Here is a 16,477-nt window from a genome sequence, read left to right as displayed (position 1 = left end):
AGTGTAAAGAGCTTACCTTAACGCTGTTCACTGTTAATAAAATGTTCCTAATTAATTTGTTTCACGCTAAAATCAAGTAATCATAACAAAGCGAGAAACTTGATGGATATTGGTGCGCTGAGAGGCACTCAGGCTTTACGAAATAACGTTCTTAAATGGATGAGCTTTTGTTTGGGCGTACTTGCAACAATATTCGCTTTTTATAATTTACTCTATAACGACTTTGCTGTGCTTGGCATACTCGAAGTTTTCTTTGCCGTTTTTTGTTTCCACACCTATTTTTACACACGACAACACTATGGCCATCTGTGGCAATCGCTCACTCTGTGCGTTTTTTTGAGTCTGCTTGTTGTTATTGGTACGCATTTTGGTGATATTAAAAACCTGCTATTTATTTGGACGTGCGCTCTGCCCATTTTGTATTATTTGTTATTAGGCAAGCGATATGGGCTATTTTTCTCGTTTGGAATAGCCATCATCCAAGGCATTACTTTACTCAGTAAAGAGACCTTAGTACCGTTAAACTCTGTTAATTCGTTACTCAACCTCTCGTTTGTCTATATCAGCATTTGGGCTGTGTCGCACAGTTTTGAAAATAGCCGTGCAGAATATGGAAAGCGTCTTGAAAATTTAGCCTTGTTAGACCCTCTCACAGGGGCTGGCAATCGACTCGCAATGACTCATTATTTCGAAGTTGAGCTGACTCATAAAAATGGTTTGTTTATGTTAATGCTCGACCTTGATTACTTTAAAAAAATTAATGATCAGTACGGTCATGAAGTAGGCGATAGAGTGTTAATAGAGGTCACCAGTTTCTTTAGGCAACGGCTTAATAAAGGCTATGTGTTTCGTATTGGTGGCGAAGAATTTGCTATCTTTTTACCTGCAAGTGACCCACAGAGTGCGTTTGAATTTGCGGATATGTTGCGTGAGCAATTAGCCACAATTGACTACCAAATAGATGAGCACACAATTAATGTAACCATTAGCATTGGTGTTGCGTGTTATATGCCAAAGCAAACCCTTAAAAACTTTATAAAACGGGCTGATGACGCCTTATATCAGGCAAAACAGCAAGGACGTAATCGTGTTGTTACAGCCTATGAGTTAAATATTTCTCAACTGTTTTGCGATACAGATAAAGCAAGCTAAGTACTTTTTTGATACATGGCATCGTAATTAGGGATATTTGCTTCCCAAATGGGGATATCTTTACCTATGTATTCACGCATAGCATCAAAAAATAAGCGTGTTCTGACTGGCAGGTCTCTGTGTGGATACACAGCATACACCGCACTGTAATCAAGTAATTCAATGTTGGTCAAAATAGGCACTAAATCACCTCGCTTTACTTCATTTTCAAGTATAAAGGCAGGAGCGAGCACATACGCGTTTCCTGAAATAGCCTTCATAAGAAGTACTTCTGCGTCATTAGCCCTGAAAACACTTTTAATATTTTGCTCGATAATATCGCCATTAGCATTGCGATAACGAATACCACTTATACGCTTACTCGGACTGGTGTAGCTGGCTGCTGGCAGTTCTTTTAAATCTTCTACAGATGTTGGCATACCGTAGGTTTCAATAAACTCAGGCGAGGCTAAGAGCAACATCCGGTTACGTGCAATTTTACGCGCGATGAACGAGGAGTCTTTTGGTTCGCCAACACGAAACGCGAGATCGTAACCCTCAGACACTAAATCAATTAATCTGTCGTCTAGACGAAGTTCCACTTCTACTTGCGGAAAACGTTTTTGAAAGTCGTTAATAACCGGTTGAATGTAGCGTTTGCCAAGAATACTTGAGGAAGTGATTTTAAGGGTTCCTCGCGGTTCTTGGTGATAGTTTTCAGCTAGTCGCACTGTTTCATTTAAGAGATCTCTGAGTTCAGCGGCTTTTTTGATCATTTCAGCCCCTGCTGCAGTTAATGAAAACGAGCGCGTGGTTCTATTAAGCAAGCGAACGCCTAACTCGTCTTCGAGGCGGCTAATTTGTTTAGAGATAACGGAGCGGTCGATATTTCTCGATTCAGCGGCTTTTGCAAACGAGCCTCGTTCTATTACCTCAAGTAGCATTAACAGGCGGCTGGTGGTATCCATAGCAGTTCCTAAAACATTATTGATGCCATTTTGGCATTAAAGAATTTAGAAATCTATCATTTTTGTCATCTAATTAGTGCCGTAACATTGTCTCCAATCTATAAACAGGAGAGTCGTGATGAACAAATCTATTCTTGCAGTGGCAGTGGCCATTGCGAGCTTAACGCTTGCAGGGTGTGGCACAGAAGCCAACCAAGCAGCGCAGCAACAGCATTTACAACCTATTGATGTAGCACAAGTACTCGTTAAGCCAGTACAAAATTGGCACACCTATACAACACGTTTAGAAGCACCGCAAGAAGTTGCGCTCATGCCACGTGTTTCGGGTGTGATCGATAAAATTAACTTTAAAGAAGGTGACAGCGTTAAAGAAGGCGATTTGCTTTTCACGCTTGATGCACGCCCTTTTGCTGCGGTGGTTGATAGCTTAAAAGCGCAAATTGAAAGCGCCAAGGCAGCACTTGAGCAAGCTAAAAGTGAAGCAAAACGAGCTGAGCGCTTAACAGAACGTAAAGCTATTTCAATTGAGCAAGCAGAGTCTCGTAAATCAACCCTTAGACAACGCGAAGCGCAATTGTTAGCTCTTCAGGCAGAACTGAGTGCAGCTAAGCTTGATTTAGCATTTACCCAAGTTCGTTCACCCATTAATGGCGTAGTATCGCGAGCAAATATCACCAAAGGCAACAACGTACTTGCCGGTCAAAGCGTGTTAACACGCATTGTTTCAAACCAGCAAATGTATGCTTACTTTGATATTGATGAGCGCACGTGGAATCAGTCATTTGCTGATGTTACAGCGCAAAGCGAACAAGCGGTCGTGATGCAAAAAGTGGGCGAAACGAGCTTTAACTTTAATGGCAAAATCAATTTTATTGATAATCAAATTAACGAAACTACCGGTACTCTTCGCGTTCGTGCCGTGTTTGAAAACGATGAGCAACAACTGCGTGCGGGGTCATTTGCTCGTATTAAGCTTGCAGCCAATAAAGTAAGCGAAAAAGTCATCGTGCCAGAGCGTGCAATTGGTACAGATTTAAAGAACCGTTTTGTACTCACTGTGGGTGAAGGCAATGTTCTTGAATATAAATTAGTGACGGTGGGCGAGCGTTACGGCAGCCTACGCGCGATTACATCAGGCTTAAATGAAAGTGATGTGATAGCCGTCAATGGCCCTGCTCGTGTAGGTCCTGGTATGCCTATCTCACCAAACACCGTCACCATTAACAGCGACGGAATAGCATTCACTCTTTCAAATAATCAATCAGATTTAGTCGCGAAAAAGTAGGGCAAAATGAAATTTTCACACTTTTTTATTCAGCGACCCATCTTTGCTGCGATGCTGTCGCTTATCTTTCTTATCGCAGGGGCCATCTCGTTATTTCAATTGCCAGTGAGTGAGTATCCAGAAGTGGTGCCGCCAACAGTTGTTGTGACGGCAAGTTACCCAGGTGCAAACCCAACGGTGATTGCTGAAACAGTAGCGACTCCGCTTGAGCAAGAAATCAATGGTACCGAAAACATGTTGTATATGTTTTCGCAAGCAACCAGTGATGGCCGCATGACACTAACGGTAACGTTTGCGTTAGGTACTGATTTAGACCGTGCACAAGTACAAGTGCAAAATCGTGTAAATAGTGCACTACCGCGCTTACCACAAGAAGTTCAGCGTTTAGGTGTCGTAGCCGAAAAATCATCACCCGATTTAACCATGGTGGTGCATTTATACTCACCTGAAAAAACGCACGATACGACCTACTTAGCGAACTATGCTGACTTGTATATCAAAGACCAAATTGCACGTCTTCCGGGAGTGGGTGACGTACGTATGTTCGGTGGTGGCCAATACTCGATGCGCGTTTGGCTAAATCCAGATGCGCTATCGGCACGCGATTTAACAGCCATGGACGTAGTAAATGCATTGCGTGCGCAAAACCAACAGGTTGCTGCGGGTAGCTTGGGTGCACAACCTACGTCGAAAAGTAACCAATTCCAAATTCTAATGAATGTAAAAGGGCGCTTAAGCTCACAAGAAGAATTTGAAAATGTGATCATTAAAGTCGGTGAACAAGGTCAGCTTACACGCCTAAGTGATGTTGCACGCCTTGAGCTTGGCCAAGACACGTATGCACTAAGAGCGATGCTAGATGGTCAACCAGCCCTTGCTATGCCCGTATTCCAACGCCCGGGTTCTAATGCGATTGAGCTTTCTGATCAAGTGCGCGAAACCATGAAGGTGTTAGCTAAAGACTTTCCATCAGGAGTAGAATACGACATTGTTTATGACCCCACTATTTTCGTACGCGGCTCGATTGATGCTGTAATTAAAACGCTTTTAGAAGCAATCGCGTTAGTTGTTATTGTTGTGGTGGTGTTTTTACAAACATGGCGTGCATCGGTTATCCCACTGATTGCTGTGCCAGTATCTTTGATTGGTACGTTTGCGGTAATGCAATGGTTAGGCGTATCTATTAATACCTTATCGTTATTTGGGCTCGTACTCGCAATTGGTATTGTTGTCGATGATGCCATTGTTGTGGTTGAAAACGTTGAACGAAATATCGAACAGGGCTTATCACCACTAGAAGCAACTCGTGTTGCGATGACAGAAGTAACCGGGCCAATTATCGCTATTGCGTTAGTATTGTGCGCGGTATTTATTCCTACGGCTTTTATTACTGGTTTATCGGGTCAGTTTTATAAGCAATTTGCACTCACTATTACTATTTCAACGGTTATCTCAGCATTTAACTCGTTAACATTATCGCCTGCGTTATCGGCGTTATTATTAAAAGGCCATGATGCAAAACCAGACCGTTTAACTAAGTTATTAAACCGCCTATTTGGCAACTGGCTATTTAAACCCTTTAACCGCGTGTTTGATAAAGGCGCCAATGGCTACGAAAAACTCGTGCAAAAGCTTATTCGTATGAGTGTGATTGTATTAGTTGCTTATGTTGCGCTTGTTGGTGGCACCGTTAAATTGTTTGATGCTGTTCCGGGTGGCTTTATTCCACAGCAAGACAAGCAATATTTAGTGGCTGTTGCACAGTTACCTGATGCGGCAAGCTTAGACAGAACCCAAGAAGTCGTGCAAGAAATGGAAAAAATTGCACTACAAGTCCCCGGTGTTGCAAACACTGTGTCGTTTCCTGGTTTATCTGTAAATGGTTTCACCAATAGCCCAAATAGCGGCATTGTGTTTACTCCGCTTGCACCTTTTGAAGAGCGTCAAGACCCGAGTATGTCTGCAATGGCGATAGCGGCGCAGTTAAATCAAAAATTTGCCGCTATTGATGAAGCGTTTGTCGCGGTGTTCCCGCCACCGCCAATTCAAGGTTTAGGGACTACTGGCGGCTTTAAACTGCAAATTGAAGACCGTGCTAACAAAGGCTTTGAAGCACTCTTTAACAGTTTACAAGCAACCATTACTAAAGCGCAGCAAGACCCTGCATTAATGGGACTTTACTCTAGCTTTAGAATTCAAGTGCCACAAATGGATATCGACATTGACCGAGAGCAAGCGCTTATTCAAGGCATTCCTCTTGATGAAGTATTTAATGCCTTACAAGTCTATTTAGGTTCTGTGTATGTGAATGACTTTAACTTGTTTGGTCGTACTTATCAGGTAAATGCGCAAGCTGATGCTGATTACCGTCAAGATCCAGAGCAAATTTTGAATCTAAAAGTACGTAACCGTATGGGTGAGATGGTGCCATTAGGTTCTGTATTAACGGTCACACCAACAACAGGCCCAGATCGTGTGATGCACTATAACGGTTATCCTACAGCTGAACTAAATGGTAGCCCAGCACCAGGTTATAGCTCAGGCCAAGCACAGCAAGCTATTGAAGCAATCCTTGCAGACACACTCCCCAATGGGATTGAGTTTGAATGGACAGAAGTAACCTATCAGCAAATATTAGCGGGTAACACCATGGTGTATGTTTTCCCACTTGTTGTATTGCTTGTGTTCATGGTACTTGCGGCGCAATACGAGAGCTTGAGATTACCACTTGCTATTATTCTGATTGTGCCTATGACTATTTTCTCGGCCTTGTTAGGTGTGTGGTTTGTGGGTGATGACAACAATATCTTCACACAAATCGCACTAATCGTACTGGTTGCGCTAGCAAGTAAAAACGCCATTTTAATGGTTGAGTTTGCACGAGATCAGCATAAAACGGGAATGTCTCATCTTGAAGCCATTATTAAAGCGTGTCGCTTACGACTTCGCCCAATTCTAATGACATCAATTGCTTTTACGGCAGGTGTTGTACCTCTTGTTCTTGCCACTGGTGCAGGTGCTGAGATGCGTCACGCTATGGGGAACGCGGTATTCTCAGGCATGATTGGTGTAACCGTGTTTGGCTTATTGTTTACCCCGGTGTTTTATATGTTAGTAACGAAAAAATCGCAGAAGGAGCAACACGATGCATAAGCCTTTTGATGTAATCATTAAAAAAGGCAAACTTGTAAGTGCAATGCTGTTAGCCGGTGTATTGGCAGGCTGCGCACAAAGCGTAGACATACAAGAGCAGCAAGTTAGCCTGACACAATTTGTCAGTGATACACAAATTGGTGCACAAAACGAAGGTGCGAGCGAGAATAACTGGTGGCGTCGTTTAGATTCAGCGCAGTTAGACAATTTAGTGACTGATGCATTAGCAATGAATCACGACTTAAAAACCAGCCAACTTCAACTTGATGCAGCCATAGCTCGTTTAGGTGCAGCCCGTGCGGATTATTATCCGCAGGGCAGCTTAAGCGTAATCGCACAACGCAGTAGCTTAGATGGCGCTATTACGCGCCAATCAAACGCGGGTGTTAATGTAAATTGGCAGCTTGACTTATTTGGTCGAATTACAGCTTTAGTGGATGCTGCGAATGCTGGCGCACTAAATCAAGCCGAGCAGTTAAGGGCATTGCAGGTTGAAGTGGTTTCAGCGGTAGTGCAAGGCTATGTAAGCTATCAAGGTAATGTGCAAAAACAAGCGATTATTGAGATGCAAATCGAGGCGTTAGAGCAAAGTATTGATGTGCTGAGAGCAAGAGTTGAAGAGGGCGTTGCCAATGAGTTGGACCTTAATCGTACCCTTGCTCAGTTAAAGCAGCAACAAGCGCTTATTCCTGAGCTTAGTTACTTGCAATATCGCGACTTAGCAACCCTTGCGGTGCTAACTGGCCGACTTGCAAGCGACATAACGCTGATTGAAGAGTCTGAATTATTGAGCCGCGATTTTAGCGTGTCGTTTTATAAAGCGAGTGAAGCAATGGCACTCAGACCGGATATTACCAGTGCCTTGTATCAGTTCAGTCAAGCTTATTCACTCAGTGTGGCAGCCTCTAAAGCGCTTCTGCCTGATATTAGCCTAGCAGGGTTTGCAGGTGTGGTGAGTTTAACCAGTAATGGTTTAGACGATACCGTGCAACAATGGCAAGTGACGCCAAAAGTTGAATGGTCATTACTCAGCTATCCTGCATTATTGGCTCAACGAGACGCACAGCAATTTTTAAGCGAAGCGGCTTACAGCGACTATCAAAGTAAAGTACTAAAAGCGATAAGCGAAAGTGAACTTACCTTGCAACGCTTAGTCAAACAACAGCAACAACTTGATTTTGCTAATCAGCGTTTTAATTATGCGAATAAAGCATTTGAACAAGCTCACGCTATGTATGAAGAAGGACAAATTCCTTACTTAGAGTTGTTAGATGCGAGACAGGATGTTTTAATAGCGCAAGAAAATGCTGTTGATTCAACTATTGCATCTGTCCAGGCCAAGGTAAGCGCATATAACGTGTTTAACGGTCGTTGGAGCTTTGAACTTAACAATCTTTAACCCAGAGTATTAAATGTCACATATTCAACAAACTACAGATCTTCCGTCAACAATGCGCGCGCTAGCAGTGGTTGAGCCCAATGACGCTATTACGTTATCTGAGCTTTCTGTGCCAGTACCGAGTCCTGAAGGGAACGAACTTTTGATTAAAGTTGAATATGTGGGCTTAAACCATGTTGATGCTAATTTTGCAAAACAAGGTTTTTGTAAATGGCATTACCCGCATGTATTAGGCCATGATGCTGTTGGGGTGGTTGTTCAGGCAAATAAAGGTGTATTCCCTGGTGTTGGTGCACGCGTTGTATGGCACGCCAGTCTTGGCGACCAAGGTGTGTTATCTGAATACACAACGGTGCCAAACTATGCTGTATCGGTTGTGCCAGATAACGTATCACCTGCAGACGCTGCAACCTTACCTTGTTCAGGTATGACGGCATTAATTGCCCTTGATAAGTTGCAGCTGAGCGAAGGGGATTCACTGTTTATTGATGCTGGTGCTGGCGGAGTTGGCCAATTTGCTATTCAATTTGCTAAGCAACGTGGTGCAACGGTGTTTACCACCGCCAGCAAACACAATCATAAGTTACTTAAGCAATTAGGTGCAGATGTCGTGTTTGATTATAAAGACCCTAAACTTGAAGATAAAATTCGTCGTGAACTAGGGCCGCAAGGCTTTGATGCTGTTCTTGATTGTATTGGTGGTGATACTACCATTCGTAACGTTGAACTAATGCGCTTTTGTGGCCATATTGCATGCTTAAACGAACTCCCGAAATTCGAACAAGAACTGATGTTCAGACGCGCACCTAATATTGGTATTGTGTCGCTTGGTGGGGCTTGGCTTGCTAATAGCTTATGTGCACAGCAAAAGTTAAGTTTTATGGGCAATTTATTACTCGATAATGCAGCGCGTGGTGAGATAAAACTGCCACAAATCCATGCCGTTGACTTTAGTGCCCAAGCGGTTTCTGATGCACTGAATAAACAACTTGCTGGTGGCTTCACTGGGAAACAAGTTGTGCAAGTAAGCGGTTAAACTTGCATACTCACTGCCCAGTCATTTTGTTTGATGGTCAGTGTAATCTGTGCCATTTTTGTGTACGTTTTATTCTTCGCTTTGATAAACAGATAACCTTTAAGTTATGCCCAATGCAAAGCGATAAAGGTGAGCGTTTATTAAAAGCGCATGAAGTTAAAGATCCTCTTTCCTCAATGTTAGTGATTGATAAAAACCAGCTATATAAACAAAGTGATGCTGTGTTATTTATCGCAAATGAATTAGGGTTTCCATTCTCAATTGCTAAAGTGTTTTATCTGCTCCCAAAGGGCTTTCGCGATCATATTTATGATTGGGTAGGTCGTAATCGCTATCGTATTTTTGGTAAACAAACTCAGTGTAAGTTACTGAGCGAAAAACAAAAGCAGCATTTTTTATAAACATTTAAAGTAAAGCTTGCTATTCTCATTATTGGGAACAAACAAAAATAATAAGAATATGAACATTCTCTTTCTAATCCTTTGCACGTTTTACATTGCTTTACTGCTATTTATGCCTGCATTATCTCAACCCTCTATGGCGGTATTTAAAGCATTGCCTATCGGTGTGTTGATTGTGATGGTGTTAAAAGCACGCAATCAGATACAAAATCGCATTTTGATCACGCTATTATTAGCACTTAGCTTTTCGACACTAGGTGATGTGCTACTAGCCCTTGATACAGGGCAGCTTTTTATAGGCGGTTTAGCGGCATTCTTTGTAAGTCACGCTTTTTATATCATTACCATGTTACCAATTAAACACTGGCGAATAGAAGTCGTATTACTTTATCTCTTTTTTGCAATCATCGTTTTTTGCTTATTCTATCCAAACCTGAATGACATACTCATTCCCGTGCTTTTTTATATGTTGGTGCTCACCATAATGGCAAGCCTTACTTGGATGACGGATAAATCGAACGGTTTTTTAGTCTTAGGTGGGGCAGTGTTTGTTGTATCAGACTCTATTCTTGGCCTTAATCGTTTTTATTTTGAAATTGTGCATGCAGATATCGCAATCATGTGTAGTTATTATTTAGCGCAATTTTGTTTGATTAAAGGGTTCTTACCGGCAATAAGCAAACAGAAATAGCCGCAGTGGCTCAGTTTAGTTTGTCGTGATAAAATATCTGCGTTTTAATTTTCGAGATACCCCATGGCCAATACAGCACATGCATTGCATATTTTAGTTAAACATAAAGAGCAAGCTGAAGATATCATTAAGCAACTTAAAAAAGGGGCTAAGTTCCAGACCCTCGCTAAAAAATATTCAACGTGTCCGTCAGGTAAAAAAGGCGGGGATTTAGGCGAATTTAGACGCGGGCAAATGGTACCGCAGTTTGACAAAATTGCATTTAGCGGCGAGATCCTTGAACCGCATTTAGTGAAAACCCGCTTTGGTTGGCATGTAATTAAAGTGCTATACAGAACCTAAAGTTTAAAGCCTTAGCATTTAAATCATTATTGGACAGAAATGAGTTTTAGTCGACGGGCGGTTCTGTGCCAGAAGCGGACGGTGGTAACGGCCGCCACAAACGCGATCAGCGTGTTGCGAAATGAGCCGCGCAGCGGCGTTTAAATGGCGCTTATTATGTGTTTTGGGCACTTAATTTTTTCCCTTTGAGATAGCACCATATAAAAGTTAAAACACAGGTGGCTTTAAGAGCCAATAGTTCCAACGGTTTCCACCATGCTCCTGTCTCAGCTTCGATTATGTCTGATACGCCAAATAGAGTGAATGCAACCGTAGCTACCAGCAAAAGCGTTAGCCAACGATTATCTCTGCGCCTAATGACAGCAGTAATTAGCATCCCTAAGCCAATACTGAACCATAAGCCAGCTTCAATATGGTTGAATGTTTCTATGGTCATAATTTACACATAACGCCTCGTTAAGGGGTGAACAACGCCAACCACCTAACCTAAGCCATTGTGTCGTAATCACTTAAACCGATTCAAACTAAAAATGCCAAGCGTTGTGAATCCCTCTTAAACGCTTTGTTATGCATATTTTCTCCTATTCGTGTGGATGTTTAGGAAATTGTTTTGCGCGGTCTCCAATTTTAAACCAATGTGGCTTTTCCGAAACAAACTCATGAAATTGATTTTCTATTTCAAACTCAGTATCTAAGCAATTAGCATTGATTGGAAACGAATCCATTTCAGATAGAACCTCACCAAGAGAAGTCCCACAAACTGAACAAAAACATCTGTCGTATTCATATGGCGGCTGAGCTTTAAACGTAGCTATTTTATCTCGACCTGTAGTTATCTTAAACTTATCAGACTTAACAAAAACTAATGAACTCGCACCAACTTTACGACAACGACTACAATGGCACATACCCATCATACTTGGCTTTTCAACTAATTCGAATTGAACCGAGTTACAACAGCAGCTTCCTTTAATCATCTTGATCCCTTTTATAAACGCAGTTTGTTTAACAAGATAATAGCACTAGCTGTATATATGTACAGGTTAAATTATGCATAACATGTTTATAGCGAGCGAATCGCGCGTTTTTCTACCACTGCGTCGCTCGCTTTTCTGAATGACTCATTTGTAACAAACTTCTTAACTAATTGCCATTACTACTAAAATGCAGTAGTCCTAGCTTTTGCCTCAGGACAAAAACGAGCGATTGTGTTGCTTTCCTGACTATGCAAGCAATATACCTTGACGAAATAGAAAAGCAATTGTGAACGGCCGAAGTTCACTATTTTTAGAAATTCTCCTAAACACGTCTTGGGGCAGAAGCGAGTTGCGGCTTATGGTCAGGTTTTGGCACAGGCTTGTCCTTTGACTCCAACTCCATTTTATCCAAAAATGTGTTGTTACAAAGAACTCAAAACATGTAAAAAAAGCGCCTAGGGCGCTTTTTTAATATCAACTAGCTTAATTTAGTGTGGGTTGCACATCTAGCCCATAACCAAACATAACTGCGATTACCAGTACTATTGATGCGGCAGCCATTAGTTTGATAAGCAGTGGTAAACAGAATCTAAACCAATGGCCGTAGGGTACGCCAGCCATACCTAAAATACCCATAAGTACGGCATTGGTAGGAATGATCATATTTGAGAACCCATCACCAAATTGGTAAGCAAGTACTGCAACTTGACGTGGCACACCGACTAAATCTCCTAGTGGTGCCATTAGTGGCATCGTGACATAAGCTTGACCAGAACCTGATGGAATAAATGTATTTAATACAGTTTGAATCACTAACATGCCAATCGCTGATATTTCGGCAGATACATAAGACAACGGTAACGACATGCCATGCACTAAACTATGCAGAATCTGACCATCCTCTAAAATCAGCGCAATACCCCTTGCAACACCAATCAAAATTGCGGTTGTTACTAGGTCTGACACCCCCTCAATAAATTTATTGGCCGCTTCATCAGCAGATAACTTGCCTAAAATGGCTACAACGACACCCCATGCGATAAAAACACCACCTAGCTCATATAAATACCATCCTTTTGATGCGATACCCCAAACAGCAATCGCAAGGGTAATAATAAAGCTGCCTAAAATAAGTTTATGGCGAAGAGCAAGTGTTGGGTAACTTGCAGCCGTTTGATTTTCAAGCGGGCAAGGTACACCTATCATCATCGACTTAGACGGATCATTGGCCACCATTTTGGTGTATTTCCAAACATGATGAAAACCGATAAGAACAAATGGAATGAAGATGGCTAAACGTAACCATAGGCCAGAGTAAACAGGAATACCTGCAATTTGTTGCGCTATTAATACGGTGAAGGGGTTAAATGCCGATACACCATACCCAATACCATAGCCTGCGACTATCATACCGACTGCGGTCATCGCATCGAGGCGCATTGCTTTACAAAGCGCAACTAAAATAATAACAAACGGGATGTACTCACCTGCAGTACCAATACTGCTCGATGCAAGTGCAAAGCAAAATACCACCATAAATATTAAACGCTGTGGTTTTTCACCGTGGCGCTCAAGTAAGCGACCGATTAGTGCATCAACAGTACCTGTTGCGCGCGCTATGGCTAATACACCCCCGACGATTAATACAAAGAAAATTACATCTTGTGCCGCTGCAAAAGCGCGAGGAATTGCTTGTAATAAATCCCAAGGAGTTAAATAGTGACGTTCTGATACTGTTTGATAAGTACCCGCAACGACCATTTCTCGGCCTGAGTCACTGAGTGTTGTGCTGAAGAAACCCTGTGGTACGAGCCATGTTGCGATTAAAGCAATGACCATCATACTGAGTAGTAAAATTAGCGTGTGGGGAACTTTAAAATGCAAACCCATTTATTCTCCATAATATTTTTATAGGTAAAATTCTTGAAATAATACCATGGCTTAGACAAAAAAGGTGACCGAAAAGTAAGCGTATTGTGAACTAATGTAATATGTGAAGCGCATAAAGACAGGGAAAGAGGCAGGCCACAATACAGTGGCCTGAATAAAACTTATTTACCTAAGCCAAACGGGTCATCAATGCTGTGTGCCGGTTCTGTAAACCAACATGGGCCCGATTCTGTCATGTAAAAGTGATCTTCTAATCGAATACCAAATTCGTCAGGAACAACAATCATTGGCTCGTTACTAAAGCACATACCCTTAGCAAGTTTAGTTGTATTACCCCCAACTAAATAAGGCCATTCATGAATATCTAAACCAATGCCATGACCTGTTCTGTGAGGACATCCCGGTGTTTGATAGTCTGGGCCCATACCATTAGCTGCGAGATATTGCCGTGCAGCATCATCAACCGAGCCGCAACTAGCACCAATTTTAGCGGCGTTGAATGCAGCTAATTGTGCATTTTTTTCATGTTGCCAGAACTCACGTTGGCGTACAGTTGCATCTCCAAAGACATAAGTACGTGTAATATCAGATAAGTAATCATGTACTTTACAACCTGTATCAATCAACACCACATCCCCTTTTTTAAGGGTTTGTGGGTTCTTTACACCATGCGGGAAAGACGACGCTACACCAAATAATACAATGCAGAAATAGTTTCCTGGTGCGCCTACTTTTTGGTGTGCTTTTTTAATAAAGGCTTCGACTTCGGTGGTTGTTATCCCTTCGTAGAGCATACTTGCAGTGGCTTTATGAACTTCAAGAGTCATATCCATAGCACGTTGCATAAGAGCAAGCTCATTCGCTGATTTATGCATACGGCAATGCGCTGTAACACATTGGGCATTAATGATGTTGTAATGGCTGTTGGCTTTATTTATCCCATCATAAATAAAGAATTGCGCGCTTTCATCTATACCAATCGTAGCATTTTTATCGATACCCATTTCACACAGTACATCAACACACAATTGATACGGGTTTTCATGTTCTTGCCAGCCGCGTATTGGACCGTCAATCACCATAAAATCATTTAAACTACCAATTTCAAAATAAGGGGCGATGTATTCAACATTGCCTTTCGCAGGTAAAATAGCGCCAACTAAACGTTCACTTGCATACCAACGCATTCCAGTAAAATAAGCAAGGTTGGTTCCTGCATTCAGATAAATTGCGTCTATATTATTGGCTTGCATATAGGCTTGCGCTGCGCTGATACGGGCTAAAAATTCATTACTTTGTATCGGGGTTAAATCTGTTGTCATATCTGATAAAGAAGCCAGAGCTTGCTCTGGTGACTGAATACCGATGCCATATGTTGTCATTGTTTACTCCTTGGTTTTTTCACATTGTGACCTGAGTGTGTAACGGGATGCAAATTCACTGCGACTAATCGCATCTAATTCGTTTTTAAATCGAATGCTGCTAGCATGCGCAAAAAATAAGGAGTGATGATGCAAGCAAACTACCTACAAAGACAAGCTGAATTTAAAGCCCGACTCGAACAGCAAGGCTATAGCGCCATGTTAGTTCTTGGTCATGAAAATATTCGTTACTTAAGTGGTTTTAGTGGCAATGCCGCCTACGCATTGATCACAAAGAACGACTGTATACTGATAACCGATTATCGCTACCATCAGCGTGCTATTGCAGAGACTTCGGGGTTTGATGTGGTGTGCCGCGACCGTGATACTGAAAGTCTTGGTGACTGCATCAACCGTCATTTAGCTGCTAAAAGTCATGTTGCTTTTGATGCAAGTTATATCACAGTAGCAGTATGGCAAGATGTAGAAAAAGCGCTAAGTAATCACACCTTAGCCCCGGTTACTGGTCTTATAGAACAGCAAAGACGTGTTAAAGATGCTTGGGAAGTTGAGCAGATTAAAGCGGCTGCAGCAATCGCGGATCAGGCTTTGGCAGAGACTTTACCTTACTTCAAAGAAGGGGTTACTGAGCGTGATTTAGCCTTAGAACTTGAATACCGAATGCAGAAGCTAGGATCCGAAGGCATGTCTTTTGCCACTATTATGCTATTTGCTGAACGAACAGCGCTGCCGCATGGTAATCCGTCTTCACAGGTGTTAAAACACGGCGACTTTATCACCCTTGATTTTGGGGCTGTGGTGAACGGATACCGCTCCGATATGACACGAAGCTATATACTAGGTGAGGCATCAGATAAACAAATATCGATTTACAAAGCTGTCGAAGAGGCGCAACAAGCATCACTTGCGCTTGTTAAGCCCGGTATCAACTGTTTGGCGTTAAATGCGGCATCACAGCAAGTATTAGATGATGCAGGATATGGAGAGTATGCAGGTAAAGGACTCGGGCATGGGCTAGGGCTTTTCTTACATGAAGTGCCTTTTATTAATACCTTGACTGATTACACCCTTGAGGTTGGTAATGTGATAACCATAGAACCTGGCATCTATATACCAGGTTATGGTGGGGTGCGTTTAGAAGACGATATCGTCGTTACTGACACAGGATACGAAGTATTAACGCACGCACCTAAGCCATTTATTATCTAAGCCACTATTTTTTAGCGTACGCTAAGCGGGCAAGTCGTTCAGTCGTGTGATAACTGTCGAGCCCGCTTACTGCGACGGTCTCTAACGATTCGATATCGACAAACCCATCGTTGTCTATACTGTGTTCATCAAGGTGAATAGCAGTAATTTCACCAATAATGAGTTCGGTGCCATTGATTTCAAGGTGGTGGTGCTCTTTTAACTCAACGCCATATTTAAGCCGGCTGTCTTTCACGTAAGGGGCTTTGAAGTCAGCGAGATATTCTGCTTCTAAACCCGTCGCAATAAACTCAGATTCCGCTTTATCATAGCGTGCAGATGTTTGGTGTGCCTGTTGATAAATTGTTTTATTAACGTGGTTAATCGTATAAAACCCCGTCTCTAAAATGTTTTCTAATGTATGTCTAGGCACAGAATGTGGACGGATTATCATGCCTACCAACGGCGGGTGTGCGCCTAAATGAAACACTGAGCTGACAATGGCTAAATTTGTATGCCCTTGATTATCTTGTGTGCCAATTAAATTAGCACTTTTGAACCCCGATAAACTATTAATGAAATGGGCTCGGTATCGACTGTCTAAATTTTCAATGGTGTTTTTTGAAAAGTACAT

At 42.1% G+C, this 16,477-nt stretch carries 15 protein-coding genes; 9 read left to right on the top strand and 6 right to left on the bottom strand.

The features are described from left to right. Window positions 1-102 precede the first annotated feature (102 nt). Window positions 103-1,152 (top strand): GGDEF domain-containing protein, encoded by a 1,050-nt coding sequence (locus GZH31_RS17150; protein WP_074989126.1) that lies wholly within the window; start codon window positions 103-105, stop codon window positions 1,150-1,152. On the opposite strand, the gene GZH31_RS17145 is transcribed toward GZH31_RS17150, so the two are convergent. Next, entirely contained in the window at window positions 1,149-2,099 is a 951-nt protein-coding gene (locus GZH31_RS17145; RefSeq protein WP_036972798.1) for a LysR family transcriptional regulator, read from the bottom strand. The genes GZH31_RS17150 and GZH31_RS17145 overlap by 4 nt on opposite strands. A 118-nt stretch (window positions 2,100-2,217) precedes the next feature. On the opposite strand from GZH31_RS17145, the gene GZH31_RS17140 reads away from it, so the two are divergent. From GZH31_RS17140 to ppiC, 7 genes are all read left to right on the top strand, one after another. After that, the gene (locus GZH31_RS17140; protein ID WP_180311859.1) at window positions 2,218-3,384 is read left to right on the top strand and encodes an efflux RND transporter periplasmic adaptor subunit; all 1,167 of its coding nucleotides are present in this window, start codon (window positions 2,218-2,220) and stop codon (window positions 3,382-3,384) included. 6 nt (window positions 3,385-3,390) lie between these two features. Further along, the gene (locus tag GZH31_RS17135) at window positions 3,391-6,537 is read left to right on the top strand and encodes an efflux RND transporter permease subunit (protein ID WP_065979128.1); all 3,147 of its coding nucleotides are present in this window, start codon (window positions 3,391-3,393) and stop codon (window positions 6,535-6,537) included. Further along, window positions 6,530-7,936, top strand: coding sequence for a TolC family protein (locus GZH31_RS17130; protein ID WP_065979129.1), 1,407 nt, complete (start codon window positions 6,530-6,532; stop codon window positions 7,934-7,936). The genes GZH31_RS17135 and GZH31_RS17130 overlap by 8 nt, the downstream gene beginning before the upstream one ends. 13 nt (window positions 7,937-7,949) lie before the next feature. Continuing rightward, on the top strand, window positions 7,950-8,972 hold the full coding sequence (locus GZH31_RS17125; RefSeq protein WP_036972794.1) for a zinc-binding dehydrogenase: 1,023 nt from the start codon (window positions 7,950-7,952) through the stop codon (window positions 8,970-8,972). 2 nt (window positions 8,973-8,974) lie between these two features. Beyond that, on the top strand, window positions 8,975-9,373 hold the full coding sequence (locus GZH31_RS17120; RefSeq protein ID WP_036972792.1) for a thiol-disulfide oxidoreductase DCC family protein: 399 nt from the start codon (window positions 8,975-8,977) through the stop codon (window positions 9,371-9,373). 112 nt (window positions 9,374-9,485) lie between these two features. After that, window positions 9,486-10,064 (top strand): lysoplasmalogenase, encoded by a 579-nt coding sequence (locus tag GZH31_RS17115; RefSeq protein ID WP_162898069.1) that lies wholly within the window; start codon window positions 9,486-9,488, stop codon window positions 10,062-10,064. A gap of 63 nt (window positions 10,065-10,127) precedes the next feature. Continuing rightward, the gene (gene ppiC, locus GZH31_RS17110) at window positions 10,128-10,406 is read left to right on the top strand and encodes a peptidylprolyl isomerase PpiC (protein WP_065979131.1); all 279 of its coding nucleotides are present in this window, start codon (window positions 10,128-10,130) and stop codon (window positions 10,404-10,406) included. Between the two features lie 154 nt (window positions 10,407-10,560). On the opposite strand, the gene GZH31_RS17105 is transcribed toward ppiC, so the two are convergent. The 4 genes from GZH31_RS17105 to GZH31_RS17090 all read right to left on the bottom strand — a co-directional run bounded on the left by GZH31_RS17105 (window position 10,561) and on the right by GZH31_RS17090 (window position 14,655). Then, window positions 10,561-10,842 carry a hypothetical protein gene (locus GZH31_RS17105; RefSeq protein WP_065979132.1) on the bottom strand — a complete coding sequence of 94 codons (282 nt, stop codon included), beginning with the start codon at window positions 10,840-10,842 and terminating at the stop codon, window positions 10,561-10,563. Window positions 10,843-10,987: 145 nt separating this feature from the next. After that, window positions 10,988-11,383, bottom strand: a complete 396-nt coding sequence (locus GZH31_RS17100; protein WP_065979133.1) for a GFA family protein — start codon at window positions 11,381-11,383, stop codon at window positions 10,988-10,990. Window positions 11,384-11,866: 483 nt separating this feature from the next. Then, the gene (locus GZH31_RS17095; RefSeq protein ID WP_036972786.1) at window positions 11,867-13,273 is read right to left on the bottom strand and encodes a YfcC family protein; all 1,407 of its coding nucleotides are present in this window, start codon (window positions 13,271-13,273) and stop codon (window positions 11,867-11,869) included. 161 nt (window positions 13,274-13,434) lie between these two features. Beyond that, window positions 13,435-14,655: a Xaa-Pro peptidase family protein gene (locus GZH31_RS17090; protein ID WP_075593328.1), complete on the bottom strand. Its 1,221-nt coding sequence runs from the start codon at window positions 14,653-14,655 to the stop codon at window positions 13,435-13,437. A gap of 129 nt (window positions 14,656-14,784) precedes the next feature. Here GZH31_RS17090 and GZH31_RS17085 point away from each other — a divergent pair, with 129 nt between their 5' ends. Beyond that, window positions 14,785-15,864: a Xaa-Pro peptidase family protein gene (locus GZH31_RS17085; RefSeq protein WP_065979135.1), complete on the top strand. Its 1,080-nt coding sequence runs from the start codon at window positions 14,785-14,787 to the stop codon at window positions 15,862-15,864. A gap of 4 nt (window positions 15,865-15,868) precedes the next feature. On the opposite strand, the gene GZH31_RS17080 is transcribed toward GZH31_RS17085, so the two are convergent. Further along, window positions 15,869-16,477 carry a flavin reductase family protein gene (locus tag GZH31_RS17080; protein ID WP_065979136.1) on the bottom strand — a complete coding sequence of 203 codons (609 nt, stop codon included), beginning with the start codon at window positions 16,475-16,477 and terminating at the stop codon, window positions 15,869-15,871.

The sequence above is a fragment of the Pseudoalteromonas sp. JSTW genome (assembly GCF_013423925.1).
In the GTDB taxonomy this organism is placed as follows: domain Bacteria; phylum Pseudomonadota; class Gammaproteobacteria; order Enterobacterales; family Alteromonadaceae; genus Pseudoalteromonas; species Pseudoalteromonas lipolytica.
The sequence above is the reverse complement of the archived record's forward strand: the minus strand, read 5'-3'. Positions and strand labels throughout refer to the sequence as shown.

Bases quoted from the DNA above. Each gene is read 5' to 3' on its own strand.
- GZH31_RS17150 (WP_074989126.1), top strand. From the start codon at position 103: ATGGATATTGGTGCGCTGAGAGGCACTCAGGCTTTACGAAATAACGTT.
- GZH31_RS17145 (WP_036972798.1), bottom strand. From the start codon at position 2,099: ATGGATACCACCAGCCGCCTGTTAATGCTACTTGAGGTAATAGAACGA.
- GZH31_RS17140 (WP_180311859.1), top strand. From the start codon at position 2,218: ATGAACAAATCTATTCTTGCAGTGGCAGTGGCCATTGCGAGCTTAACG.
- GZH31_RS17135 (WP_065979128.1), top strand. From the start codon at position 3,391: ATGAAATTTTCACACTTTTTTATTCAGCGACCCATCTTTGCTGCGATG.
- GZH31_RS17130 (WP_065979129.1), top strand. From the start codon at position 6,530: ATGCATAAGCCTTTTGATGTAATCATTAAAAAAGGCAAACTTGTAAGT.
- GZH31_RS17125 (WP_036972794.1), top strand. From the start codon at position 7,950: ATGTCACATATTCAACAAACTACAGATCTTCCGTCAACAATGCGCGCG.
- GZH31_RS17115 (WP_162898069.1), top strand. From the start codon at position 9,486: ATGCCTGCATTATCTCAACCCTCTATGGCGGTATTTAAAGCATTGCCT.
- ppiC (WP_065979131.1), top strand. From the start codon at position 10,128: ATGGCCAATACAGCACATGCATTGCATATTTTAGTTAAACATAAAGAG.
- GZH31_RS17105 (WP_065979132.1), bottom strand. From the start codon at position 10,842: ATGACCATAGAAACATTCAACCATATTGAAGCTGGCTTATGGTTCAGT.
- GZH31_RS17100 (WP_065979133.1), bottom strand. From the start codon at position 11,383: ATGATTAAAGGAAGCTGCTGTTGTAACTCGGTTCAATTCGAATTAGTT.
- GZH31_RS17095 (WP_036972786.1), bottom strand. From the start codon at position 13,273: ATGGGTTTGCATTTTAAAGTTCCCCACACGCTAATTTTACTACTCAGT.
- GZH31_RS17090 (WP_075593328.1), bottom strand. From the start codon at position 14,655: ATGACAACATATGGCATCGGTATTCAGTCACCAGAGCAAGCTCTGGCT.
- GZH31_RS17085 (WP_065979135.1), top strand. From the start codon at position 14,785: ATGCAAGCAAACTACCTACAAAGACAAGCTGAATTTAAAGCCCGACTC.
- GZH31_RS17080 (WP_065979136.1), bottom strand. From the start codon at position 16,477: ATGTACTTTTCAAAAAACACCATTGAAAATTTAGACAGTCGATACCGA.